20 protein-coding genes are annotated in these 23,263 nt (G+C 73.4%); 6 read left to right on the top strand and 14 right to left on the bottom strand.

Annotated elements, in window-relative coordinates; genetic code table 11:
* The first annotated feature begins 105 nt into the window (after positions 1-105).
* A complete protein-coding gene (locus ABTW95_RS01805) occupies positions 106-228 on the top strand; it encodes a hypothetical protein (protein WP_396447563.1) in 123 nt (40 codons plus the stop codon).
* 67 nt (positions 229-295) lie between these two features.
* On the opposite strand, the gene ABTW95_RS01800 is transcribed toward ABTW95_RS01805, so the two are convergent.
* On the bottom strand, positions 296-1,351 hold the full coding sequence (locus ABTW95_RS01800; RefSeq protein WP_396447565.1) for a LacI family DNA-binding transcriptional regulator: 1,056 nt from the start codon (positions 1,349-1,351) through the stop codon (positions 296-298).
* A 167-nt stretch (positions 1,352-1,518) separates the two neighbouring features.
* Here ABTW95_RS01800 and ABTW95_RS01795 point away from each other — a divergent pair, with 167 nt between their 5' ends.
* The 3 genes from ABTW95_RS01795 to ABTW95_RS01785 are packed head-to-tail and all read left to right on the top strand — an operon-like array spanning position 1,519 to position 4,606.
* Positions 1,519-2,661 carry a Gfo/Idh/MocA family protein gene (locus ABTW95_RS01795; RefSeq protein WP_396447566.1) on the top strand — a complete coding sequence of 381 codons (1,143 nt, stop codon included), beginning with the start codon at positions 1,519-1,521 and terminating at the stop codon, positions 2,659-2,661.
* A gap of 35 nt (positions 2,662-2,696) precedes the next feature.
* On the top strand, positions 2,697-3,776 hold the full coding sequence (locus ABTW95_RS01790) for a dihydrodipicolinate synthase family protein (protein WP_396447591.1): 1,080 nt from the start codon (positions 2,697-2,699) through the stop codon (positions 3,774-3,776).
* A 29-nt stretch (positions 3,777-3,805) separates the two neighbouring features.
* Positions 3,806-4,606 carry a sugar phosphate isomerase/epimerase family protein gene (locus ABTW95_RS01785; RefSeq protein ID WP_500223630.1) on the top strand — a complete coding sequence of 267 codons (801 nt, stop codon included), beginning with the start codon at positions 3,806-3,808 and terminating at the stop codon, positions 4,604-4,606.
* Between the two features lie 77 nt (positions 4,607-4,683).
* Here the strand turns inward: ABTW95_RS01785 and ABTW95_RS01780 are convergent, their stop codons facing one another.
* The 5 genes from ABTW95_RS01780 to ABTW95_RS01760 all read right to left on the bottom strand — a co-directional run bounded on the left by ABTW95_RS01780 (position 4,684) and on the right by ABTW95_RS01760 (position 10,292).
* On the bottom strand, positions 4,684-5,592 hold the full coding sequence (locus ABTW95_RS01780; protein WP_396447567.1) for a WD40 repeat domain-containing protein: 909 nt from the start codon (positions 5,590-5,592) through the stop codon (positions 4,684-4,686).
* 92 nt (positions 5,593-5,684) lie between these two features.
* Positions 5,685-6,722 (bottom strand): galactose-1-phosphate uridylyltransferase, encoded by a 1,038-nt coding sequence (galT, locus tag ABTW95_RS01775; protein ID WP_396447568.1) that lies wholly within the window; start codon positions 6,720-6,722, stop codon positions 5,685-5,687.
* 26 nt (positions 6,723-6,748) lie between these two features.
* Positions 6,749-7,375, bottom strand: a complete 627-nt coding sequence (locus ABTW95_RS01770; RefSeq protein ID WP_396447569.1) for a GTP-binding protein — start codon at positions 7,373-7,375, stop codon at positions 6,749-6,751.
* Positions 7,356-7,733 (bottom strand): DUF742 domain-containing protein, encoded by a 378-nt coding sequence (locus ABTW95_RS01765; RefSeq protein WP_396447570.1) that lies wholly within the window; start codon positions 7,731-7,733, stop codon positions 7,356-7,358. The genes ABTW95_RS01770 and ABTW95_RS01765 overlap by 20 nt, the downstream gene beginning before the upstream one ends.
* A 6-nt stretch (positions 7,734-7,739) precedes the next feature.
* Positions 7,740-10,292, bottom strand: coding sequence for a sensor histidine kinase (locus ABTW95_RS01760; RefSeq protein ID WP_500223627.1), 2,553 nt, complete (start codon positions 10,290-10,292; stop codon positions 7,740-7,742).
* A 280-nt stretch (positions 10,293-10,572) separates the two neighbouring features.
* On the opposite strand from ABTW95_RS01760, the gene ABTW95_RS01755 reads away from it, so the two are divergent.
* Positions 10,573-11,799: an ABC transporter substrate-binding protein gene (locus tag ABTW95_RS01755; RefSeq protein WP_500223625.1), complete on the top strand. Its 1,227-nt coding sequence runs from the start codon at positions 10,573-10,575 to the stop codon at positions 11,797-11,799.
* Positions 11,800-11,826: 27 nt separating this feature from the next.
* On the opposite strand, the gene ABTW95_RS01750 is transcribed toward ABTW95_RS01755, so the two are convergent.
* From ABTW95_RS01750 to ABTW95_RS01730, 5 genes are all read right to left on the bottom strand, one after another.
* Positions 11,827-12,945, bottom strand: coding sequence for a family 2 encapsulin nanocompartment cargo protein polyprenyl transferase (locus ABTW95_RS01750; protein ID WP_500223624.1), 1,119 nt, complete (start codon positions 12,943-12,945; stop codon positions 11,827-11,829).
* A gap of 14 nt (positions 12,946-12,959) precedes the next feature.
* Positions 12,960-14,405 (bottom strand): family 2B encapsulin nanocompartment shell protein, encoded by a 1,446-nt coding sequence (locus ABTW95_RS01745; protein WP_500223622.1) that lies wholly within the window; start codon positions 14,403-14,405, stop codon positions 12,960-12,962.
* Positions 14,402-15,847 carry a family 2B encapsulin nanocompartment shell protein gene (locus ABTW95_RS01740; RefSeq protein WP_500223620.1) on the bottom strand — a complete coding sequence of 482 codons (1,446 nt, stop codon included), beginning with the start codon at positions 15,845-15,847 and terminating at the stop codon, positions 14,402-14,404. Before ABTW95_RS01740 ends, ABTW95_RS01745 begins: the two co-directional genes overlap by 4 nt.
* A gap of 464 nt (positions 15,848-16,311) precedes the next feature.
* On the bottom strand, positions 16,312-17,688 hold the full coding sequence (locus tag ABTW95_RS01735) for an MFS transporter (RefSeq protein WP_396447575.1): 1,377 nt from the start codon (positions 17,686-17,688) through the stop codon (positions 16,312-16,314).
* A gap of 74 nt (positions 17,689-17,762) precedes the next feature.
* On the bottom strand, positions 17,763-18,401 hold the full coding sequence (locus ABTW95_RS01730; RefSeq protein WP_396454737.1) for a hypothetical protein: 639 nt from the start codon (positions 18,399-18,401) through the stop codon (positions 17,763-17,765).
* 298 nt (positions 18,402-18,699) lie between these two features.
* Between ABTW95_RS01730 and lpdA the strand changes: the two genes are divergently transcribed.
* Complete coding sequence (gene lpdA, locus ABTW95_RS01725) at positions 18,700-20,103, top strand: dihydrolipoyl dehydrogenase (protein ID WP_396447578.1); 1,404 nt, start codon at positions 18,700-18,702, stop codon at positions 20,101-20,103.
* A 45-nt stretch (positions 20,104-20,148) separates the two neighbouring features.
* Here lpdA and ABTW95_RS01720 read toward each other — a convergent pair whose 3' ends face one another.
* The 3 genes from ABTW95_RS01720 to ABTW95_RS01710 all read right to left on the bottom strand — a co-directional run bounded on the left by ABTW95_RS01720 (position 20,149) and on the right by ABTW95_RS01710 (position 23,260).
* A complete protein-coding gene (locus ABTW95_RS01720; RefSeq protein ID WP_396447579.1) occupies positions 20,149-20,757 on the bottom strand; it encodes a hemerythrin domain-containing protein in 609 nt (202 codons plus the stop codon).
* A gap of 55 nt (positions 20,758-20,812) precedes the next feature.
* Positions 20,813-21,709, bottom strand: a complete 897-nt coding sequence (locus tag ABTW95_RS01715; protein ID WP_396447580.1) for a DUF2637 domain-containing protein — start codon at positions 21,707-21,709, stop codon at positions 20,813-20,815.
* Between the two features lie 183 nt (positions 21,710-21,892).
* Positions 21,893-23,260, bottom strand: a complete 1,368-nt coding sequence (locus ABTW95_RS01710) for an NAD(P)/FAD-dependent oxidoreductase (RefSeq protein ID WP_396447581.1) — start codon at positions 23,258-23,260, stop codon at positions 21,893-21,895.
* Positions 23,261-23,263: the final 3 nt, after the last annotated feature.

The following is a 23,263-nucleotide window of genomic DNA, read 5'->3' as shown; positions in this document are numbered from 1 at the left end:
CATCGGGGGAGGGACGCGGTCTAGACCATTTTGCGAAAGCGGCCTCGCGGCCGAGAACATCGGGTAATTGGGCCACGGCTCGAACTTGGGAGGACAGCAGCAACAATGGACAACGCCCTGGCGAACCCCCGACGCACCAAGATCGACTCCTGGCCGGAGCGGCCCGCGGACGCCGAAGCCGAGCGTCCCGCGGAGGCCGACGCCACGGAGGATCTCGCCGCGCGCTGACCCAGCGGCACATAGGCGGCACATAGATCGAGACCCGTCCGGACCATCCGGGCGGGTTCTTCGCGTTTCAGCGGGGCGGGGCCGTGCTGGCGCGCAGGACCACCTCGCCGGCGACGCGCTCGATGCGGCTGCGGCGGGGGGACGGCTCGCGCATCGCCAGGCCCATGACGCGCTCCCCCATCTCGTTCAGCGGCAGCGCGACGGTGGTGAGCGGCGGCGTCAGGTCGCGGACGATCGGGATGTCGTCGAAGCCCGCGAGGGAGACGTCGTCCGGCACGGCGACGCCGTTGTCGCGGAACGCGGCCAGGGCGCCGATCGCCATCACGTCGGTGACGGCGAACACGCAGGTCGGGCGGGTGGGGCGGCGCAGCAGCTCGGTCGCCGCCGCGTAGCCGCCATCGCGGGTGAACGCCGCCTCGACGACGTGCTCCGGCGGGATGCGGACGCCCGCGTCGGCGAGCGCGTCGGTGAAGCCGCCGAGCCGGTCGGACACGGTGGTCAGCGCGAGCGGGCCGGTCAGCACGCCGAAGTCGCGGTGGCCGAGGTCGAGCAGCGCGCGGGCCAGCGCGGCGGCGCCCTCCCGGTTCTGCGGCAGGACCGCGTCCACCTTGAGGCTGCGGTGCCGGCTGAGGACCGCGACGCGGCCGCCGGTGCGCTGGTAGGGGTCCAGCTCGGCGGCCATCGAGCGCTCCCAGCCGCGGTCCTCGAAGCCGGAGCCGATGAGCAGGATCGCACGGGCCCGCTGGGCGCGCAGCATCGCCACGTACTCGATCTCGCGGGCCGGGTCGCGGAACGTGCTGGCGAGCATCACGAGCATCCCGTGCTCGGCGGCGGCGCTCATCACGCCGCGGGCGACGCCGGCGAAGTAGGGGTCGCTGACGTCGTGGCAGATGACCCCGACCGACGTGCTGGACGAGCCGGCGAGCGCCTGCGCGTGCGCGTTCGGGGTGTAGCTGAGCCGACCCGCCGACGCGAGCACCCGTTCCCGCAGGTCGGCGCGGACCTGCGAGGTCCCGTTCAGGACGCGGGACGCGGTGGCGAGCGAGACGCCGGCATCGCGGGCGACGTCCTGCAGCGTCACGTAGGCGCGGTCCGCGCGCCGCTCCTCGGCCGCTTCGGTCATCGCACTCCCTCGTCCGGCGCGGCGGGTTCCCGGCGGACTCCCTCTTGACCGCACCGTGCGCCGCTCTTACGGTACCTCAGAAAGCGCTTTCTGAACGCGCTTTCCCAGCACCCGGTCCGGAACGGCCTCCGGGGGCGCGCATCGACGGCAGTTTGGGGAGGAACGGGATGGCACGCAGGTCCGTCGGGATCGTCATGAACGGCGTCACCGGACGCATGGGGTACCGCCAGCATCTCCTCCGCTCGATCCTCGCGATCCGCGAGCAGGGCGGGGTGCGCACGGCCGACGGCACCGTGCTGTGGCCGGAGCCGGTGCTGGTCGGGCGCAGCGAGGCCAAGCTGCGCGGCCTCGCCGAGCGGCACGGGCTCACCGCCTGGACGACCGACCTGGCCGAGGCGCTCGCGCGCCCGGAGACCGACGTCTACTTCGACGCGCAGGTCACCGGCGCGCGGGCGGACGCGATCCGCGCGGCGATCGCGGCGGGCAAGCACGTCTACACCGAGAAGCCGCTCGCCGGCGACCTGGAGACCGCGCTGGCGCTGGCCCGGCTCGCGGACGAGGCGGGCATCAGGCACGGCGTCGTCCAGGACAAGCTGTTCCTGCCGGGCCTGCTCAAGCTGAAGCGGCTCATCGACGGCGGCTTCTTCGGCCGCGTCCTGTCGGTGCGCGGCGAGTTCGGCTACTGGGTGTTCGAGGGCGACTGGCAGGAGGCGCAGCGGCCGAGCTGGAACTACCGGGCGGAGGACGGCGGCGGCATCATCCTCGACATGTTCTGCCACTGGCGGTACGTGCTGGACGCGATCGCGCCGGTGCGGTCGGTGCAGGCGCTCGGGGCGACGCACATCCCCGAGCGGGTGGACGAGGACGGCAAGCCGTACGAGGCGACGGCGGACGACGCCGCCTACGGGATCTTCGAGCTGGACGGCGGGATCGTCGCGCAGATCAACTCGTCCTGGGCGACCCGGGTGTTCCGCGACGAGCTGGTGGAGTTCCAGGTGGACGGGACGGAGGGCTCGGCGGTCGCCGGGCTGCGGCGCTGCCGCGTCCAGCACCGGTCGATGACGCCGAAACCGGTGTGGAACCCCGACCTGCCCGCCACCGAGGACTTCCGCTCGCAGTGGCAGGAGATCCCCGACAACGCCGAGTTCGACAACGGGTTCAAGGCGCAGTGGGAGATGTTCCTGCGGCACGTCGCCAATGATTCCCCCTTCCCCTGGGACTTCTACGCGGGGGCGCGCGGCGTGCAGCTCGCCGAGCTGGGCCTGCGGGCCTGGCGCGAGGGCCGCCGGCTGGAGGTCCCGGAGCTGTGAAGATCGAACTTCCGGGCCTGGCGGCGCCGCACGTCATGGGCGAGCCGCGCGCGTACGCGCCGCCGCCGGGGCCCAGCACGTCGCGGGCCGCCTACGCCGCCGCGCACGTCGTGGCCGGCGGCGACTCGCTCGACTGGGACGCGACGCTGGCCTTCCGCCGGCACCTGTGGTCGTACGGGCTCGGCGTCGCCGAGGCGATGGACACCGCGCAGCGCGGCATGGGACTGGACTGGGCGACGACCCGCGAGCTCATCGTGCGGAGCGGCCGGGAAGCGCTTTCAACCGGCGGCCGGATCGTCTGCGGCGCCGGCACCGACCAGCTCCCGCCGGGCCCCGCCTCGCTCGGCGCCATCACCGCCGCCTACGAGGAGCAGCTCGCGGTGATCGACTCGGTCGGCGCCGTCCCGGTCCTGATGGCGAGCCGCCACCTCGCCGCCGCCGCGCGCGGCCCGGACGACTACGCGGCGGTGTACGGGCGGCTGCTGGCGCAGGCCGGGCGGCCCGTCGTCCTGCACTGGCTGGGGCCGATGTTCGACCCGGCGCTGGACGGCTACTGGGGCTCCCCCGACCTCGACGCGGCCGCCGACGCGCTCCTCGCGCTCATCGGCGACCACGCGTCCCGCGTCGACGGCGTGAAGATCTCACTGCTGGACGCCGACCGCGAGATCGCGTTCCGGCGCCGCCTCCCGCCCGGCGTCCGCCTCTACACCGGCGACGACTTCAACTACCCGGAGCTGATCAGGGGCGACGACGCCGGGCACAGCGATGCGCTGCTCGGCGTCTTCGACCCCATCGCGCCCGCCGCCGCGGCGGCGCTGCGCGCGCTGGACTGCGGCGACCTCTCGTCCTACGAGGAGATATTCGCCCCGACGGTGCCGCTCTCCCGCCACCTGTTCGAGGCGCCCACCTACTACTACAAGACCGGTGTGGTCTTCCTCGCCTGGCTGGCCGGCCACCAGCGGCACTTCCGCATGGTCGGCGGGCTGGAGACCGCGCGTTCCGTCCCGCACATGGTGCGCCTGTTCCGGCTCGCCGACGCCGCCGGCCTCTTCCCCGACCCGGCGCTCGCGGCGCACCGGATGCGCGCCTGGCTGACCGTCCAAGGAGCCGTGTGATGGGGAGCCGCGTGATGGGGAGCCGCGTGATGAGGTTCAGCCTGAACCAGTGGACGACCCGGCACTGGCCCATGCCCGAGCTGGCCGCGGGCTGCGCCGCGGCCGGGGTGGCCGGCGTCGGCCTGTGGCGCGAGCCCGTCGCCGAGTACGGCCTGGCCCGCACCGCCCAGCTCATGCGCGACCACGGCCTGGAGGTCACGTCCCTGTGCCGGGGCGGCTTCTTCCAGCGGCCGGACGCCGTGGACGAGAACCGCCGCGCCATCGAGGAGGCGGCCGGACTGGGCGCGCCAGTCCTGTGCCTGGTGAGCGGCGGCCTCCCGGACGGATCCCGCGACCTGGACGGCGCGCGCTCCCGCGTCGCCGACGTCCTCGCCGAGATCGCGCCCTGCGCGGGCGAGCACGGCGTCCGGCTCGCGCTGGAGCCGCTGCACCCGATGTACTGCTCCGACCGCTGCGTCGTCTCCACCCTCGGCCAGGCGCTCGACATGGCCGCCCCCTTCCCGTCCGCCCAGGTGGGCGTCATGATCGACACCTACCACCTGTGGTGGGACCCGGACGTGTGGGACGGCATCGCCCGCGCGGGCGCGGTCGGCCGCATCGCCCTGTTCCAGGTCGCCGACTGGGTGACGCCGCTCCCCGAGGGCGTCCTCACGGGGCGCGGCATGCTCGGCGACGGCCGCATCGACCTGCGCCGCTTCCGCGAGGCCGTGGACGCGGCCGGCTACACCGGCCCGATCGAGGTGGAGATCTTCAACGAGGCGCTGTGGGCGATGCCGGGCCCCGAGGCGCTGGCGCTGACCCTGGCCCGCTACAAGGAGCACGTCGCCTGACGCCGTCCGCCTGCCCCCCGGAGACCTGTCCGCCCTCGACCACGTGACCGACGTCGGCCCCCAGCGAGGGATGGGGGTCAGGGGCACAGGGGGGTGGTGTAGAGGGCCTCGTCGGTGGCTGCCAGGAGGGTGCCGTCCGGGGCCAGGGCCAGGTCGTTGACGGGGGACGGGACCTTCAGGCGGTGGGACGGGGCCGGGGTCGCGGCGTCCCAGGCCAGGAGGGTGCCGGGGTCGTCGCGGACGGCGGCCGTGACGAGGAGGCGGCCGTCCACCTGGGAGGCGGCCACGCGGTCGCAGGGGGCCGGGGTGTCGAGGGTCGCGAGGCGGTCGCCGTCGAGGCCGCGGACGTGCAGGCCGGACGGGGTCGGCTGGACGAGGACCAGGCCGTCCGGGGACGGGGTCAGCACCGCGTAGTCGGCGGGCAGGGCGGCGATCTCCTCGCCGCGTTCGACGTCCAGGAGGCTGACGGCGGAGTCGCCGGGCAGGCCGATGAGGGGGCCGGTGGCCGGGGTCGCGTGCAGGATCCAGCGGTCGATGGCCGTGCGGTGGCCCAGCCAGAGGGTGAACTCGGCCAGGCGTTCGCCGGTGAGCGCGTCCCACGCGACGACCTCGGCGTCGCTCGCGGGGCCGAAGACGGTGACGACCGCGGCCCGGCCGTGGTGGACGGCGAGGCCGACGAGGTCGGGCTGGCCGTCGAAGACCGGCTCGTGGCCCGTGGAGAGGTCCTGGACGTGGACGCGGTCGCGGTGCGTCCACGCGACGGTCGGCGAGCCCGCGGGGACGCCGAACGCCCAGTCGGCGCGGTCGGCGGGGAAGTCGGGGATCGGCGCACCGAGGGCCGCGCCGGCGGCCAGGTCCCACAGCTGGCCCGCGTTCGCGCCCCGCGCCGTCTGCGAGGTGAACGCCAGCGGCGCGCCTTCGGCGGTGACGGCGACGCTGTCGAACGATCCTTCCGCCAGCGGTTCCGCGAGCACGGTATCCGGCATGCGTGGGAGCGTAAGGCACCCGGCTGCGGCGTTCCACGCACTCGCGGAAACTCGGCCGCGGTGTGACGCGATGGGGCGCGGCGAAGCTGTAATCAGCCCGCGGCGCGGAGGCGGCCGGCGATGTCCTCCGGGGAGACGTCGTTGATCCAGGCGGCCATGCCCGACTCCGAGCCCGCCAGATACTTGATCTTGTCGGCGGCGCGGCGGACGGAGAACAGCTCCAGGTGCAGGCGGAGGCCCGTCCCGGCGGGGGCCTGGTGCCAGCCCGCCACGTACGGGAGCGGGGTGCCGTAGAGGGCGTCGCAGCGGCGCAGCAGGTCCCGGTAGAGGACGGCCAGCTCGTCGCGCTCGGCGGTGTCCAGCGCGGTGAAGTCGGGGACGTGCCGGTGCGGCATCAGGTGCGCCTCGACCGGCCAGCGGGCGGCGGCGGGCACGTAGGCCGTCCAGTGCTCGCCCGGCAGGACGACGCGGCCGCCGGCGCGCTCGGCCGCCAGGACGTCGCCGAACAGGTCCGGGTTCGCGGCGGCCGCCGCCAGCATGCGCTCGGTGCGCGGCGTGATGAACGGGTACCCGTAGATCTGGCCGTGCGGGTGGTGCAGGGTCACGCCGATCTCGACGCCCCGGTTCTCGAACACGTAGACCTGGCGGACGCCGGGAACCGCGGCGATCTCGGCGGTGCGGTCGGCCCACGCGTCGATGATCGTCCGGACGCGGGAGACGGGCAGCTGCGCCATCGACGCGGAGTGCTCGTCGGTGAAGCAGACGACCTCGCAGCGCCCGGCGCCGCGGGCGCGGGGGACCCCGTCGATCTCCGGCGGGACGGGCGGCGTCCGCACGTCGAACGACGGGAACCGGTTCTCGAACGCGACGACTTCGTAGGACGGGTCCGGGATCTCCGAAGCGGGGCCGCCCGGGCACAGCGGGCACTGGTCGGCGGGCGGCAGGAACGTCCGGGTGTTGCGGTGCGCGGTGATCGTGACGTGCTCGCCGGTCAGCGGGTCGCGGCGCGTCTCGCAGACCGGCTCGGTCGGCGGCAGCCCGCGCGGGTCGGGCACGGGCACGCGCCCGGGCGCCTCGTCGTAGTAGACGATCTCGCGGCCGTCGGAGAGACGCGCGCGTGTCCGGTTCATGTCGCCGGAAGCCTACCGCGCGGTGATCACCCCGCGGTGGCGCCCGCCGGGTTCTGCGCCTCGTGGATGCTGAGGAGATGCTTCACCAGCGTCGTCAGCACCTCCTTGCCGGACGCGCGCTCGCGGACGTCGCACAGCACGACCGGGGTGTCCGGGCGCAGGTCGAGCGCGTCCCGGATCTCCTCGGTCGTGTAGTCGTAGCCGTCGTCGAAGCAGTTGACGCCGATGACGAACGGCAGGCCGCGGTTCTCGAAGTAGTCGACGGCGGGGAAGCAGTCGGCGAGCCGGCGGGTGTCGGCGAGGACGACGGCGCCGAGCGCGCCGTACGACAGCTCGTCCCACATGAACCAGAAGCGGTCCTGGCCGGGCGTCCCGAACAGGTAGAGGACGAGGCCGTCGCGGATCGTGATGCGGCCGAAGTCCATCGCGACCGTGGTCGTGGTCTTCTGCTCGATGCCCTCGGTGTCGTCCACGCCGACGCTCCGGTCGGTGAGCAGTTCCTCGGTCTGCAGCGGCCGGATCTCGCTGACCGCGCCGACGAGCGTGGTCTTGCCGACCCCGAAGCCGCCGGCCACGAGGATCTTCACCGCGACCGGCGCCGCCGGGGCGGAATCCTCGCCGGGGCCGGCGTTCTCAGAGGGCTTGGAGACCATGGAGCACTTCCCTCAGCAGACGTTCCTTGGAGAGCGGGCTCTCCTGTGGGGGACGGGTGGCGGTGATGAGCCGGTGGTGCAGCAGGTCGCCGAGCAGGACCCGCACGACGACCAGCGGCAGCTTCATCCGGGCGGCGATCTCGGCGACCGGCTGCGGCTGCACGCACATCTCCAGGATGTCGAGGTGCTCGGGGCCGATGCCGGGCGAGCCCGACCGGGGCCGCGCCGCGGTCGAGACTATCGTGATCATGTCGAAGCCCTCACCGGCCGCGGGCCGCGCCCGCCCGCGGGTCAGCGCGTACGAACGTACGATCGGGCCGGCCTCGTCATCGAGCCATTCGCTGCCAGGACCGGTCATGGTCCGTCACGATTCCTCGTTGTCGAGGGACTCGGCGCGGCCGCGCCGGGTGCCCTGCTGGATGGACGACATCATCGACCGCAGCTCCTCGGGCGACCGGCTCGGCCGGGACGCGGCGGGCCGCGGCGACGTGACCGTGGGGTCCTCGCGCAGCTGGGCGGCCATGTTCTCCTGCCGGACGCGTTTCGGCAGCGGCGGCCGGTCGGCCGCCCCGGACGCGCCCGGGGGGCGCCGCCGGACCTCGCGCGGGGAGCGCGGCACGCCCGGCTTGGCGGCCGGCGGCTCGGGCTCGGGCGGGGGCGGGTCGCCCCACGGCGACGGGGCGGGCTCGGACGGGGCGGGCGGGTCGCCCCACGGCGACGGCGCGGAGCGCGGCGCCGGCGTCTCCGCTGGCCGCGTGTCCTCCCCGAACACCGGGATGGGCCCGGTGCCCGCGGCGGGCTCGTCGAACACCGGGATGGGCCCGGTCCCCGAGGCCGGGTCCTGGAACGCCGGGATCGGCCCGGTCCCCGGCTCACCGGCGGGCGCCTCGGCGGGCCGGACGAGCGGGTCGCCCGGCTGGGACGCGGCGGCGGCGTGCCGCCCGGCCGGGAGCCGCAGCACCGATCCGCCGCGCTCCCGGCCGCCGACGACCGAGCCGACGGGGACCAGCGCGTCCTCCGCGCGGCGGGTGGTGAGGGCGGGCCCGCTCCGCGCCTGGTCGCCCTCGTCCGGGACGACGAGGCCCTCGGGCAGCAGGACGATCGCGGTCATCCCGCCGTACGGGGACGTCCGCAGCGTCACCTTGATGCCGTGCCGGCGCGCGAGCCGCCCGACCACGAAGAGGCCGAGCTGCGCGCTGTCGGACAGGTCGAACTCGGCGGCGGTGGCGAGCCGCTCGTTGGCGGCGGCGAGGCTCGCCTCGTCCATGCTGAGGCCGCGGTCCTCGACCTCCAGCGTGAAGCCGTGCGAGACGGCCTGCCCCTGCACCTGGACGGTGGTGTGCGGCGGCGAGAACGCGGTCGCGTTCTCGATCAGCTCGGCGAGCAGGTGGATGACGTCGGCGACGGCGGGCCCGACGATCGCGGCGCGGGTCATCGGCGCGACGTTGACGCGGGTGTAGTCCTCGACCTCGGACGCGGCGGCGCGGGCGATGTCGACGATCGCGACGGGGCTGCGCCAGCCGCGGCCGGGCGCCTGCCCGGAAAGGATGATCAGGCCCTCGGCGTGCCGCCGCATGCGGGTGGCGAGGTGGTCGACGCGGAACAGGTCCTCCAGGTCGTCGGGCGTCTCGATGCGCCGCTCCATCGCGTCCAGCAGCTTGAGCTGGCGGTGCAGCAGCGTCTGGCTGCGGCGGGCGAGGTTCACGAACACGTCGCTGACGTTGCGGCGGAGCGTCGCCTCCTCGACCGCGCCCTGGATCGCGGTGCGCCGGGCCGCGTTGAACGCCTCGCCGACCTGGTCGATCTCGCGGGTCCCGAACGCCAGCGGCGGCGCCTCGGCGGCCACGTCGACCTCCTCGCCGCGGCGCAGCCGGCGGATCACGCCGGGCAGCCGGACGTCGGCGAGGTCGATCGCCTCGCGGCGCAGCCGGGCCAGCTCGCGGATGACGGACCGGGCGACCCACACGGCGAGGACGAGGGACGCGACGACGGCGACGAGCCCGAGCGCGCCCGCGAGGACGACGCGGGTGATGATGCCGTCCGCGATCGGCTCCGCGCGCTGCTCGGCGCCCGCGGCCACGGAGAGTTCGAGGCCGCGCAGCCGCGTCAGGTTGGAGTCGGCGGTGGTCTTCCACAGCACCCCGGAGTTCGCGGCGCTGTTCTTGACGAGCCGGGCGGACCCGACGAACCGGTCCTCCAGCGTGCGCAGCCGGGCGTACTCCGGCATCGTCACGACGCGCTGGTAGTACGCCTGGTCGGCGGAGCGCAGCTCGGCCGCCGCGTACCCGTAGAGGGCGCGCTGCGTGCCGACGAGCTTGACGAACCGGGAGTGCTCGTCGGGGGTCATGCGGCCGGCGGCGAGCGCGCCGGCGAGCAGCGCGTCCTCCTGCGCGAGGACCTCGCGGGCGCGGGTCAGCGACGCCTCGTTGCGGGCGTCCTTGGCGACCTCGGAGTTGTCCAGCGTGGCGAGCGAGCCCTGCAGCGCGCCGACGTCGCCGATCAGCGCGGTGTAGCCGGCGAACGCGCGGTCCCGGTCGATGGTGCCGTCGTCGATCGCGCGGCGCCGCGCGGCGAGGCCGTCCAGCTCGCTGATGATCTTGTCGGCGATCTTGCGGGCGTTCTCCGGCGCGGCGGCGCGGGCGCCGGCGTCCTTCGCGAGCCGGCGGAACAGGTCGGCCTGCCGGTCGGTGACGAGCCGGCCGGACTCCATCGACGCGCGGTCGCCCTCCGCGCGGCCGCCGAGGTACACCATCGACAGCCGCCGCTCCGCCTGCAGCGCGCTGCCGAGCGCGCCGGACGGGTACGCGTAGTGCTCCTGGACCGTCTTGACGTGCCGGAGGTTCAGCCCCTCGCCGAGCGCGATGCTCGCGGCGAACGCCCAGAGCACGCCGAGGGAGACCACCGACACGGTGACCATGAGGATGACCTTGAAGCGGATGGACCGGAATCGCGCTGCCTTGGGAACCCGCCGGTGGCCGGCGGCTGAGTCCGTGGTGGTGCGGCCTCGATTTGGCACTGCGGCTGAACTTTCACTCGTTCGGACGGCTAGCGGGGCGGACGGGACCGGAGTGGGGGACGGGTCGCCTGGGAACGGTAGGAGAGCCTAGGACGGCGCGCCGCCGTGTGTCGACAGTTTCCGGATCATCACGTTTTGTGTGCACAGACGGACGAAAATACCCCTACGATGCCTCAGCGTGATGGCTCGTTCTCCCCACGCGACGAAGAACGCCCGGTCGCCGGCCCGCCCGCGCAGGTCGAAGGCGGTGCTGGCCGCCGGCGCGCTGTCCGCGACCGCGGCGCTGGCCGGCGGGTGCAGCGGCGGCTCCGCGTCCGCCGCCACACCGCCCGACATCCCGATGATGCAGGAGCTCGGGGCTCCGGAAGGGCGGCTCGACCTCGTCGCCTGGACGGGGTACGCCGAGGACGGCTCCAGCGACGAGAGCGTCGACTGGGTCACCCCGTTCACCAAGGCGACCGGCTGCAAGGTGCGCACGAAGGTCGCCGACACGTCCGACTCGATGGTCGCGCTGATGAAGACCGGCCGGTACGACGGCGTGTCGGCGTCCGGCGACGCGAGCCTGCGGCTCATCTACGGCGGGCTGGTCGCGCCGGTCAACACCGGGCTGCTCACCAACTACGCCGACATCGCCAAGTACCTGAAGAACCAGCCGTACAACTCGGTCAACGGCACGATGTACGGCGTCCCGCACGGCTACGGCGCCAACATGCTCATGTACCGGACGGACAAGATCCCGCAACGTCCGACCTCGTGGAGCGTCGTGTGGGAGAAGGACTCCCCCGCCGCCGGGCACGTCGTCTCCTACGACTCCCCCATCTACATCGCGGACGCGGCCCTCTACCTGAAGGCGCACCGCCCCGACCTGAAGATCACCGACGTGTACGAGCTGGAGGAGAAGCAGTTCCAGGCGGCCGTCGACCTGCTCAAGCAGCAGCGCCCGATGGTCAACCAGTACTGGGCGAACTACCTGGACGAGCTCCAGTCGTTCAAGAGCGGCTACAACTACGCGGGCACCGCGTGGCAGGTGACCGCCAACTTGGCCCTCGCGGACAAGGCGCCCGTCGCGACCACCCTCCCGTCCGAGGGCGCGACCGGATGGTCCGACACCTGGATGGTCTCCTCGAAGGCGCAGCATCCGACCTGCATGTACAAGTGGATGAACTGGATCACCACTCCCAAGGTGCAGGCGGAGGTCGCGCAGTGGTTCGGCGAGGCCCCGGCCAACCCGAAGGCGTGCCGCTACACCGCCAAGGGCTTCTGCTCGACGTACCACGTCGGCGACCCCGAGTTCTACCGGCGCCTCGCCTTCTGGAAGACCCCCGTCGAGGACTGCGGCGACGACCGCGGCAACAACTGCGTCGACTACTCCCGCTGGGCCCAGGCCTGGACCCAGATCAAGGGCTAGGACCCGTCGAGGGCAGGCCGCGGAACCTCAGTGGTCGCGGTGGGTCGTGAGGCGGGCCAGGGTCAGGAGTTCGGCGGACGGGGTCGGGGCCATGCCGGTCAGGCATTCCTCGGCCTCGGCGAGCAGGGTGTCGGCGTGGGCGGCGGCCCAGGCGCGCGCACCGGTCGCTTCGATGAGGGCGGCGGCTCGGGCGGTGTCGCCGGCGGACAGCGGCTCGCCGCGCGGGCGGTAGAGGTCGGCGAGTTCGGCGGCGGCCGGGGTCGCGGAGGTCAGCGCCGCCACGACGGGCAGGGACTTCTTGCGGTTGTGCAGGTCGGAGCGGACGGGTTTGCCGGTGACGGCGGGGTCGCCCCAGATGCCGAGCAGGTCGTCGGTGAGCTGGAAGGCCAGGCCGAAGCGTTCACCGAAGGTGCGCAGGCGGTCGGCCTCCGCGGTGGCCGCGCCGCCGTAGAGGGCGCCGAGGGCGCAGGCCGCGCCCATCAGCGCGCCGGTCTTGCGGTTCGCCATCGTGAGGCACGCGTCGAGGGTCACGTCGGTGCGGTCCTCGAACGACAGGTCGGCGCACTGGCCCTCGACCAGGTCGACGACGGCCCGCGCGAGGACGCGGACGCCGGGCGCGACGGCCGGGGAGTCGCCGTCCGCGAGCGCCCCGTAGGCGGCGGCGAGCAGCGCGTCCCCGGCCAGGATCGCGGCGTTCGTGCCGAACACCGTCCAGGCGGTGGGGCGGTGCCTGCGGGTCGGGTCCCCGTCCATGACGTCGTCGTGCAGGAGCGAGAAGTTGTGCGCCAGCTCGACCGCGACGGCGGCCGGCAGGGCGGAGGCGGCCGTCCCGCCGGCCGCCTCCGCGGCGAGCAGCGCGAGGGCGGGGCGGATCGCCTTGCCCGCCGGGCCGGAGGCCGGGCGGCCCCGCTCGTCCCGCCAGCCGAAGTGGTAGGCGGCGATGCGGCGGGCCGTGTCCGGCATGGCGTCGACCGCCCCCCGCAGCGCGGGGTCGAGCAGGCGCCGGCTCCAGCGCAGGACGGCGTCCGCCGGGCGGGCACCGTGGTCGCGGGCACCGTGGTCGCGGGCACCGTGGTCGCGGGCACCGTGGTCGCGGGCGCCGTGGTCGCAGGCGACGACGGCGGGGTCGTCCTTCCAGGCGGGCATGGCTCTCCTCTTCCTCAGCGGGCCGTCTCGACGTTCTCCAGGACGCCGAGCGCGTCCGGGACCAGCACGGCGGCCGAGTAGTACGCGCTGACCAGGTAGTTGATGAGCGCCTTCTCGTCGATGCCGGCGAACCGGACCGACAGGCCCGGCTCCACCTCGTCCGGCAGCCCGGCGCGGCGCAGCCCGATGACGCCCTGGTCGTCCTCGCCGGTGCGCAGCACCAGGATCGAGCTGGTCCCGGCCGGGGTGATCGGGATCTTGTCGCAGGGGTAGATGGGGACGCCGCGCCACGCCTGGACGCGGCGTCCCTCGACCTCCACGCAGGACGGGTACACCCCGCGCCGGGTGCACTCGCGTCCGAACGCGGCGATCGTCTTGGGGTGCGCGAGGAAGAACCGGGACTTGCGCCGCCGCGACAGCAGCTCGTCCATGTCGGCGGGGGTCGGCGGGCCCCCGGCGGTCTGCAGGCGCTGCCGCAGGTCGGCGTTGTGCAGCAGCCCGAAGTCGCGGTTGTTGACCAGCTCGTGCTCCTGGCGCTCGCGCAGCGCCTCGACGGTGAGCCGGAGCTGCTGCTCGACCTGGTCCATCGGCCCGTTGTAGAGGTCGGCGACGCGGGTGCGGACGCGCAGCAGCGTCTGGGCGAGGCTCAGCTCGTACTCGCGCGGCGAGGTCTCGTAGTCGGCGAACGTGGCGGGCAGGACGGGTTCGCCGTCGTGCCCGGACGCCACCTCGATCGCCGCCTCGCCGTGCCGGGTCTGCGGCGGTGCCGCCGTGTCGCGGTACTCCTCCAGGTGGGCGCGCAGGGCCGCGGACCGCTCGGCCAGCTCCTCGACCGCCGCGCGGGGCAGCGTCAGCACGATGGACGGGGTCAGCGCGCGGAAGGTGTGCGGCCACTCCCCGTCCCGCTCGGCGACGGCGTCGAGCAGGACGCGGTCGCCGAAGAACCGGCCGCCGGCGAGGATGCGGACCCTCGCCTCGCCGCCGTACCTTCCCGGGGCGGCCTCCTCGACCTTGCCGTGCGCGATCAGGTGGACGCCGTCGAGCGGCCGGCCCGCCGCCGCGATCGTCTCGCCGGGCGCGTACTCGCGCTGCTCGAACCGCGCGGCGAGGCCCTCCAGCACCGCCGGGTCGGCCAGGCCGCGCAGCGGCGGCAGCTCGGCCAGCTCCGGCGGCACCACGCGGACCTCGGCGCCGTCGTTGACGAAGGTGACGATGCCGTCGCCGACCTGGTAGGTGAGGCGCCGGTTCACCCGGTAGGCGCCCGCGTCCACCTGCACCCAGGGCAGCAGCCGCAGCAGCCACCGCGGCGTGATGCCCTGCATCTGCGGGACGGACTTGGTCGTCGTGGCGAGGTTGCGGGCGGCTCCGGTGCCGAGGGCGAGCCGCCGCGGCCGCCCGGTGGGCCCGGCCGGACCGGCCGGGCCGTTCTCCGCGGTCTGGCCCGTGGTGGGTTCCGTCACGCGTCGGCACCGCCGTGCGCGATCTCGACGGACTCCAGCATGCCGAGGGCGTCCGGAACCAGGACGGCCGCCGAGTAGTACGCGCTGACCAGGTAGTTGATGAGCGCCTTCTCATCGATGCCCATGAAGCGGACGGACAGGCCCGGCTGGTACTCGTCGGGCAGCCCCACCTGGTGGAGCCCGATGACGCCCTGCGCGGCCTCCCCGGTCCGCATCAGCAGGATCGAGCTGGTCTTGGTCCGGCTCACCGGGATCTTGTTGCACGGGAAGATCGGCACGCCGCGCCAGCCGGGGACCTTGTGGCCGCCGACGTCGACGCTGCCGGGGTAGACGCCGCGCGCGCTGCACTCGCGGCCGAACGCGGCGATCGCCTTCGGGTGCGCGAGGAAGAACGCGGGCTCCTTCCACACGAGGGTGAGCAAGTCGTCCATGTCGTCCGGGGTGGGCGGGCCGGACCGGGTGTGGATGCGCTGGGACAGGTCGGCGTTGTGCAGGAGGCCGAAGTCGCGGTTGTTGATGAGCTCGTGCTCCTGGCGCTCGCGCAGCGCCTCGATGGTCAGCCGGAGCTGCTGCTCGACCTGGTCCATCGGCTGGTTGTAGAGGTCGGCCACGCGGGTGTGGACGCGCAGCACGGTCTGCGCGACGCTCAGCTCGTACTCGCGGGGGGACGCCTCGTAGTCGACGAACGTCCCGGGCAGGACCGGTTCGCCCTCGTGCCCGGACGCCACCTCGATCGCCGCCTCGCCGTGCGTGTTGCTCGGCCGGTCGGGGCTCGCCCGGTACTCGTCCAGATGGGCCTGCAGGGACGCGGACTGGCCGAGCGTCTCCTGGAAGTCGGCGTCGTTCATGCTGAGGACGGTGCACGCGGTCACGGCCTTGACCGTGTGCTCCCACGTCGGCCGCTCCTCGCCCTCCTCGGGCGCGAGCAGGGCCTGCTCGCCGAAGAAGTCGCCGTCGGCGAGGGTGCCGAGGACGGCTTCGGCGCCGTACTCTCCGGCCCCGATCCTGGTGAGCTTGCCGTGCGCCACCAGGATGACCCGGTCGAGCGGCCGGCCGCGCTCCACGATGACGTCGCCGGGCTCGTACTCCTGCTGGGTGAACCGGCCGGCGATGGCGTCCAGCGTCAGGTCGTCGTCGTAGCCGCGCAGCGGGGGCAGCTCGCCCAGCTCGCGGGGGATGACCCGGACGTCGGCGCCGGTGGTCACGAAGGTGACCCGGCCGTCGCCGAGGGTGTAGGTGAGGCGCCGGTTGACGCGGTAGGCACCGCCGGCCGCCTGCACCCAGGGCAGCAGTTTCAGCAGCCACCGGGAGGTGATGCCCTGCATCTGCGGGACGGACTTGGTCGTGGTCGCCAGATTGCGCGCCGCCGCGGTACCGAGGCTCAACTGCTGTTGCTGCTGTTCGGTCACGTCCACACCACCGATTCGTCGAAGGTCCGTCATGAACGGCCGTCTTCCGGCCAACGGTGACGCTACTGAACGTAATCGCCGCATCGCAATGAGCCATCAGATTGCCGGAACGCCATAGAACTCGCACCCGCGCGCCACTGCCCGAATCCGGCCGCGGGCACCGGACGCCTGCCCCCCGGCGGGCCGGGCACGGCACATGCGGACGAACCGCGACCTTTACTCACAAGTGGGGTTTCGCCGCAGGTCAGCGCGGTGCCGCGTGAGGGACATCACCGCGCTCGCGGGCTTCGGCAAGGAAAGACCTACCCCATCCTGGTGTTGTACGGAACGAGCAACGGGCCCGGATCAGGACGGGCCCGGCGGACCGGAGGGGAGGCTCCCGGTGACCGCAGTCTGGACGGCACTGGCCATCGAGACCGGCATCGCACTGGTGATCGCGGGTTCGCTGGCGGGCTGGGCCCGCCGGCACTTCGGCCGCTGACCCCGCGCGACGCGCGTCATCCCGCCCCGGAACCCGCCGGCTCCGGGGCGCGCTCGTTCCCGACCCGCTCGATCGGGACCCCGGCCGTCTCCGGGATCATGATGATCGGCGCCAGCGCCACCAGCGCGGCGAGCATCAGGTAGTACGCCGGGACGTAGTTCGAGCCCGTCACGTCGATCAGCGATCCGACCAGCACGGCCGCCGTCCCGCCGAACAGCGACGTCGAGATGTTGTAGCCGATCGCGAACGCGCCGTACCGCACCCTGGTGGGGAACATCGCGGGGAACGTCGCGCCGATCACCGCCAGCATCAGCACCAGCAGGCCGCCGACGATCGCGTAGCCGGCCAGGACGCCGAGATCGTTGCGGGTCTGCATGAGCGCGAACGCCGGCCAGCCCAGCAGGATGTAGCCGACCGCCGCCGTCAGCAGCAGGGGCTTGCGGCCTATCAGGTCCGACAGGTGGCCGAGCGGCAGGATGACGACCATCATCGCCGCCTCCACGCCGATCGTGATGAGCTGCGCCGTCTCGTCGTCCATCTTGATGAAGTCGACCAGGTAGGACGGCATGAACGTGAGCAGCGTGTAGTCCGCGACGTTCAGCAGGAACACGATGCCGATCAGCATCACGATGGTGCGCCAGTAGTGCTGCAGCGTCTCCTTCAGCGGCGACTGGGCCTTCTTGCCCTGCGCCTCCAGCTGCTGGAAGGCCGGGGTGTCCTCGATCCGGGTCCGGACGTAGAGGCCGACGAGGCCGAGCGGCAGCGCGATCAGGAACGGGATGCGCCAGCCCCAGGAGTGCATCGCGCTGTCGCTGAGCGCGAGGTCCATGACGAAGACGAGGCCGGCGCCCAGGATGTAGCCGGTCAGCGTGCCGAACTCCAGGAAGCTGCCGAAGAAGCCGCGCCGGTGCGTCGGCGCGTACTCGGCGATCACCGTGGCGGCGCCGCCGTACTCGCCGCCGGTCGAGAAGCCCTGGACCAGCCGGACCGCGAGCAGCGCCAGCGGCGCCGCGATCCCGATCGTGGCGTAGTCGGGCAGGATCCCGATCACGAACGTCGACCCGGACATCAGGATGATCGTGGTCGCCAGCACCCGCTTGCGGCCCAGCTTGTCGCCCAGCGGCCCGAAGAACAGCCCGCCGAACGGGCGGGCCAGGAACGCCGCCGCGATCAGGGCGAAGGAGCGCAGCGACGCGCTGCCCGCGGCCCCCTCCGGGAAGAACTTCGTGCCGATGATCGCGGTCATCACCCCGGCGCTGAACACGCCGAAGTCGAACCATTCGATGCAGTTCCCCATCGCGGACGCGATCACGGCCTTGTGGACGGCGCCGACGCCGCCTGCGTCCGCCGGCACGCTCGCGCCGCGGGCGGCGCGCTCCGGGTCGTCGTTCACGGGGTGGCTGTGCCCGGTGATCGGCGAAGCTAACGCCGGTTCCGCGTTCGCGATGACCCCGTGTAGGCGTGCGGCTACGCCTTCCTGGTCCTCTTCCTCTTCGCGGGGCGGTGGGGGCGGGCGGTGTCCGCGTCGTCCTCGCCGGTGGCCTCGTCCGCCGGGTCCGCCCGGTCCGCCGCGTCCTCCGGTTCGGCCGCGGCCGGTTCGGCCGGGGTGAGGACGATGGTGCGCTGCGGGTCGCCGTCCGGGAGCTCGGGGAGGTCCGTGGTGGGCCCGTCGCCGGGCAGCTCGTCGGTGGTCTGCGGGTCGCCGTCGAGCAGCTCGTCGAGGGTGGCGGTGCGCTGCGGGTCGCCGAGCAGCTCGTCCTCCAGCAGGTCGTCCTCGGGGATGGACACGAGCGCCTGCGTCTCCTGCGACTCGCGGGTGATCACGCCGCTGGCGAGGACGGTGTTGCGGTGCCGCAGGGCGCCGTTCTCCCGCAGCAGGTTGTCGACGTCCCGGCGGGCGCGGGCGAGGCGGCGGCTCAGCCGGACGTGCACGAGGAACCCGCCCACCGCCGTCCCGAGGACGAAACCGGCGACCGGGAAGCCGACGTCCGCCGGCGCCAGCAGGGCCACCAGCGCGACCACCACCAGCGCGACCAGCACGGCAAGCGCGACAAAGTGCTCTTCCATCCAGTCCAGGACGGCGTTGACGCGCTTGGGGATCCTCACTCCGCGACACCTCCACATCGGCTCGGGTGGGCAACGACCGGCGCGCGGCGCCGTGTTCCACCGCCGCGGCGCCGCTGGTCCGAGGTGCGCCGCCGGGCTCGCCGGCCGGGACGGTCGGGGCTCGCGCCGCACGGCGCGCCGTCCGCTCGTTTGAAAACGGCTCCCGCGGATACTGACCGGCGGAAGCCCGTCCGAAACACTCACTCTATGTGACGCCGGGGCGTGCGGCGGTCTCCCGTGCGCCGGCCCGGTCGGACCGGGATGCGAGGACGCCGCCGCGCCGAATAGTGTCCAAGGCATGAGCGAACACTTTGACGTCGTAGTCCTCGGCGCGGGCCCGGGTGGATATGTCGCCGCGATCCGGTCGGCACAGCTCGGGTTGAAGACGGCGATCATCGAGGAGCGGTACTGGGGCGGGGTGTGCCTCAACGTCGGCTGCATCCCGTCGAAGGCGCTGCTGCGCAACGCGGAGCTCGCGCACATCTTCACGCGGGAGCAGCAGACCTTCGGGATCAACGTCGAGGGCCGGGTGTCCTTCGACTACGGCGTCGCGTTCCAGCGCAGCCGCCAGGTGTCGGACAAGCTCGTCAAGGGCGTCCAGTTCCTGATGAAGAAGAACAAGATCACGTCCTATGAGGGGCGCGGCACGTTCACCGACCCGAACACCCTGCAGGTCGCCCGGCGGGACGGCTCGTCGGAGACGGTGACGTTCGGCAACTGCATCATCGCGGCGGGCGCGCACACCAAGCTGCTGCCGGGGACCTCGCTGTCGGAGCGGGTCGTCACCTACGAGGAGCAGATCCTCAGCTCGGAGCTGCCGGAGAGCATCGTCATCGCCGGCGCGGGCGCGATCGGCGTCGAGTTCGCCTACGTGCTGCACAACTACGGGGTGAAGGTCACGATCGTCGAGTTCCTCGACCGGATGGTCCCGAACGAGGACGCCGAGGTCTCCAAGGAGCTCGCCAAGCGGTACCGCAAGCTCGGCGTGGACGTCCTCACCTCCACCCGCGTGGACGCGATCGACGACTCCGGCGAGAAGGTCAAGGTCACCGTCACCGGCAAGGACGGCGCCCAGCAGGTCCTGGAGACCGACAAGGTGCTCCAGGCGATCGGCTTCCAGCCGAACGTCGAGGGCTACGGCCTGGAGAAGACCGGCGTGGCCCTGACCGACCGGGGCGCGATCGACGTGGACGGCCGCTGCCGCACGTCCGTCCCGCACATCTACGCCATCGGCGACGTCACCGCGAAGCTGATGCTCGCGCACGCCGCCGAGGCCATGGGCATCGTCGCGGCCGAGACCATCGCGGACGCCGAGACGATGGAACTCGACTACATCATGATCCCCCGCGCCACCTACTGCCAGCCGCAGGTCGCGAGCTTCGGCTACACCGAGGCGCAGGCCAAGGAGCAGGGCTTCGACGTCAAGACCGCCAAGTTCCCGTACAGCGCCAACGGCAAGGCGCTCGGGATGGGCGAGGGCGAGGGCTTCGTCAAGGTCGTCAGCGACGCCAAGTACGGCGAGATCCTCGGCGCCCACATGATCGGCCCCGAGGTCACCGAGCTCCTCCCCGAGCTGACCCTGGCCCAGCAGTGGGACCTCACGGTCCACGAGGTGGCCCGCAACGTCCACGCCCACCCCACCCTGGGCGAGGCCATGAAGGAGGCCGTCCACGGCCTGGCCGGCCACATGATCAACCTCTGACCCCGCCGGCGGCGCGCGCCTCGCGGCGCGCGCCGCGCGCGGACGTCAGGCGACGTTCCAGAGGGTGAGGGACTCGTAGGCGGGGCGCCAGGCGGTTTCGTACGCGGCGCGGGCCTGCTCCGGGAGGAGGGCCAGCATCTTCGCGGCGAGGTCCGGGTCCGCGCCGTCCAGGAGCCAGGGGATGACGCGGGGGCCGTCGGGTCCGATCTTCCGCGCGTGCACCTGGCCGAAGTCCGCGAACCTCTCCGGCGGCAGGACCTCGTCGATCAGCGGGAGCGCGGCCTCCTCCTCGTGCTTCAGGTGGGCGGTGAGGGCGTCCGCCAGGCGCTCGGCGAGGGGGCCGAGGGGTTCGGCGCCCGCGTCGATCGCCTCGATCGCCGGGTCGATGGCGGCGTGCTCGGCCTCCATGGCGTCCATCAGGGCCAGGCCGTCCGGCCGGTCGGCGAGGGCCTCGCGCATCGGGGGCCACAGCGCCTCGTCCTCGGCGGTGTGGTGGATGTGCAGGGCCGTCTTGAACAGGTCCCAGCCCGGCGCCTCCGCCAGGACGCGGCGAGCCTCGCCGTCCGGGCGGGCCGCGACCTTGGCCAGCTGCTCGAGTTCGCGGCGCAGCGCGTTGTGCATCACGTACATCGCTGTCCAGTCGTACTTCGGCATGATCTCCCCTTTCGGTTTCACGCCATAGACGAACGGGACGGGGGAAAAGTGACGGTCAGGAGGCCGGGGCCGGGCTGGAGAGCCGGCTGAGGAGGCGCTGGCCCTGGCGGGAGCTGATGTTGAGGCGGCGGCCCAGTTCGGCGCCGGTGATGTTCGGTTCGGCGTCGATGATGGCGAGGGCGCGGGCCTCGTTGTCGGTCGCGACGCTGCGGGGGACGGGCGGCTTCTTCCGCTTCGCCGCCGGCGCGGGTTTCGCCGGCGCGGGCCGCGGCGGCGCGGCGGGCTCGGGCGGGGCGGTGAGCGCGGTGACACGGTCGAGGGCCTGGTCGAGCATGACGCCGTCCCTGAGCATCCAGACGACGTCGGCGGGGGCCTTCGACTTCCATTTGCGGCCGTAGTGGTCGTCCAGGAGGGCGAGGGCGTGGCGGCGGCGCTGCTCGGCGCGGAGGGCGTCGGGGTAGGACGTGATCTGCCACAGGACCATGCGGCGCCACAGCCGGAACGTGGAGAGGGGCGCGAGCAGCCAGCGGGCGACGGGGACGCCTTCGCGGACGGTGCCGGCGGCGATCCCGGCGCGGCGGCGGATGGCGTGCCGGACGGCCTCGATGAACGTGATGAACAACACGGGCATGGCGGCGTGCATGACCATGCCGGTGACGTCGCCGTGCGCCGCGGAGACGTTGAGCCAGACGGTCGCGGCGGTGAAGGCGAAGGCCATCCAGCGCAGGGCCGGCATCGGCATCGCCAGCCATTCGAGCAGGAGCGCGACCGAGACCAGGGCGAGGATGCCGAGGTCGACTCCGGCCGGGACGATCCACGCCTGGTCGCCGAACCAGGGCTCGGCCACGTCCCGGACGGACGCGAACGATCCGTAGCCGCCCAGGGCGGCGAGGCCCGCGAAGAACAGGCCGCCGGTGGCGGCCAGGACGCGCTGGGCCCGGGTCAGTGGCATGGTCGTCCGGTCCATCGCGCGTCCCTCCCGTCTCGGGGTCCTAGATCACCCCGAGACGGTAGCGCGCCGGTGCCGCCCGTCCGGACGAAAGTGTCATAACCGCCCAGAAGCCGCAGGTCATCAGCGGAGCGGGTCGAACGGTCAGCGGAGCGGGTCGAACGGTCAGCGGAGCGGGTCGAAGGGTCAGCGGAGCGGGTCGAACGGGTCGAGCTCGCTCGGGCGGCGGCCGGTGGCGATCTGCTCGGCGAGCAGCCGCCCGGTCGCCGGGCCGAGGGTGATGCCCCACATGCCGTGGCCGCCGGCGGCGAAGACGCGCGGCGAGCGGGTCGCGCCGATCAGCGGCAGGCCGTCGCGGGTGCAGGGGCGGGAGCCGACCCACTCGTCCCGCCGGGAGTCGAGGTCGGCGCCGCGCAGCAGCGGGCGGGCGGCCTCGACGATCGCCTCGACCCGGCGCGGGTCGAGCGGCGCCTCCGGGCTGCGGAACTCCATCATCCCGGCCACGCGCAGCCGGTCGCCGAGCGGGGTGCAGGCGACCCGCTGCGCGGGGAAGTACACCGGGCCGTCCGGGACGCGGTCCACCGGCACGCTGAAGCTGTAGCCGCGGCCCGCCTGGACGAGGGAGCGCACGCCGAACTGCCGGGCGAGGTCGCCGAGCCACACGCCGCTCGCCAGGACGACCGTGTCGAACTTCTCGAAGTCGCTGCCCGTGGTGCGGACCGAGACGCTGCCGCGCTGGTGGCCGATGCCGGTGACGGCGGCGCCCGTGCGGATCTTGCCGCCGCGGTCGCGGACGGAGTCGGCGAGGGCGTGCACGAACGCGCCCGGGTCGATGAACCGCTGGCCGCGCAGCACGATCGCGGCGCCGATCTCGTCCGACAGGGCGGGCTCCAGGGCGCGGGCCTGGTCCCCGGTGAGGGCCTCGTACTCCAGTTCCTGGCCGGCCGCGCGGATGTGCTCGATCTCCTCCAGCAGGACGCGGCGCTCCGCCGCCGTCCGGTACGCGGCGAGGAAGGACCGGGCCTCGTTCGTCTCCGCCTTGACGCCGCCCTCGATCAGCGCGTCGAAGCTCGGCAGCGCCCGGCCGTTGATCGGCACGAGCGACTCCATCGCGCGCCGCCACCGGGCCGCGGTGCTGTTGCGGGCGAACCCGGCGAGGAAGCGGAGCAGGCGCGGGTTCGCGCTCGGCGGGACGTACACCGGGGACGACGGGCTGAGCACGGCCTTCACGCCGTAGGAGAGGACGGCCGGTTCGGGCAGCGGCGTCGCCAGGCCCGGCGTCAGCCAGCCGGCGTTGCCCCAGGACGCGCCCGCGGCGACGTCCCGGCGGTCGAACACGGTGACGTCGGCCCCGTGCTCCTGCAGGAACCATGCGGTGGACAGCCCGACCATGCCGGCGCCCACGACGGCGACTCGGCGCGGCGCTGCGTCGAGAGCCATGGCGACTCCTCTCCTCGTCCCTCGTCGGCGGATACTTCGATGGTGCGCCGCCGGGACGCCGGAGTCTCTGTCCTGTTCGCCCAATCGGCGTGCCGCGCGTCGTGCGAACGGCACAAG

It is taken from the genome of Spirillospora sp. NPDC127506 (genome assembly GCF_040302145.1).
Lineage (GTDB): Bacteria > Actinomycetota > Actinomycetes > Streptosporangiales > Streptosporangiaceae > Spirillospora.
Note: the sequence above shows the minus strand (reverse complement) of the source record. Positions and strands in the feature narration are given on the sequence as shown.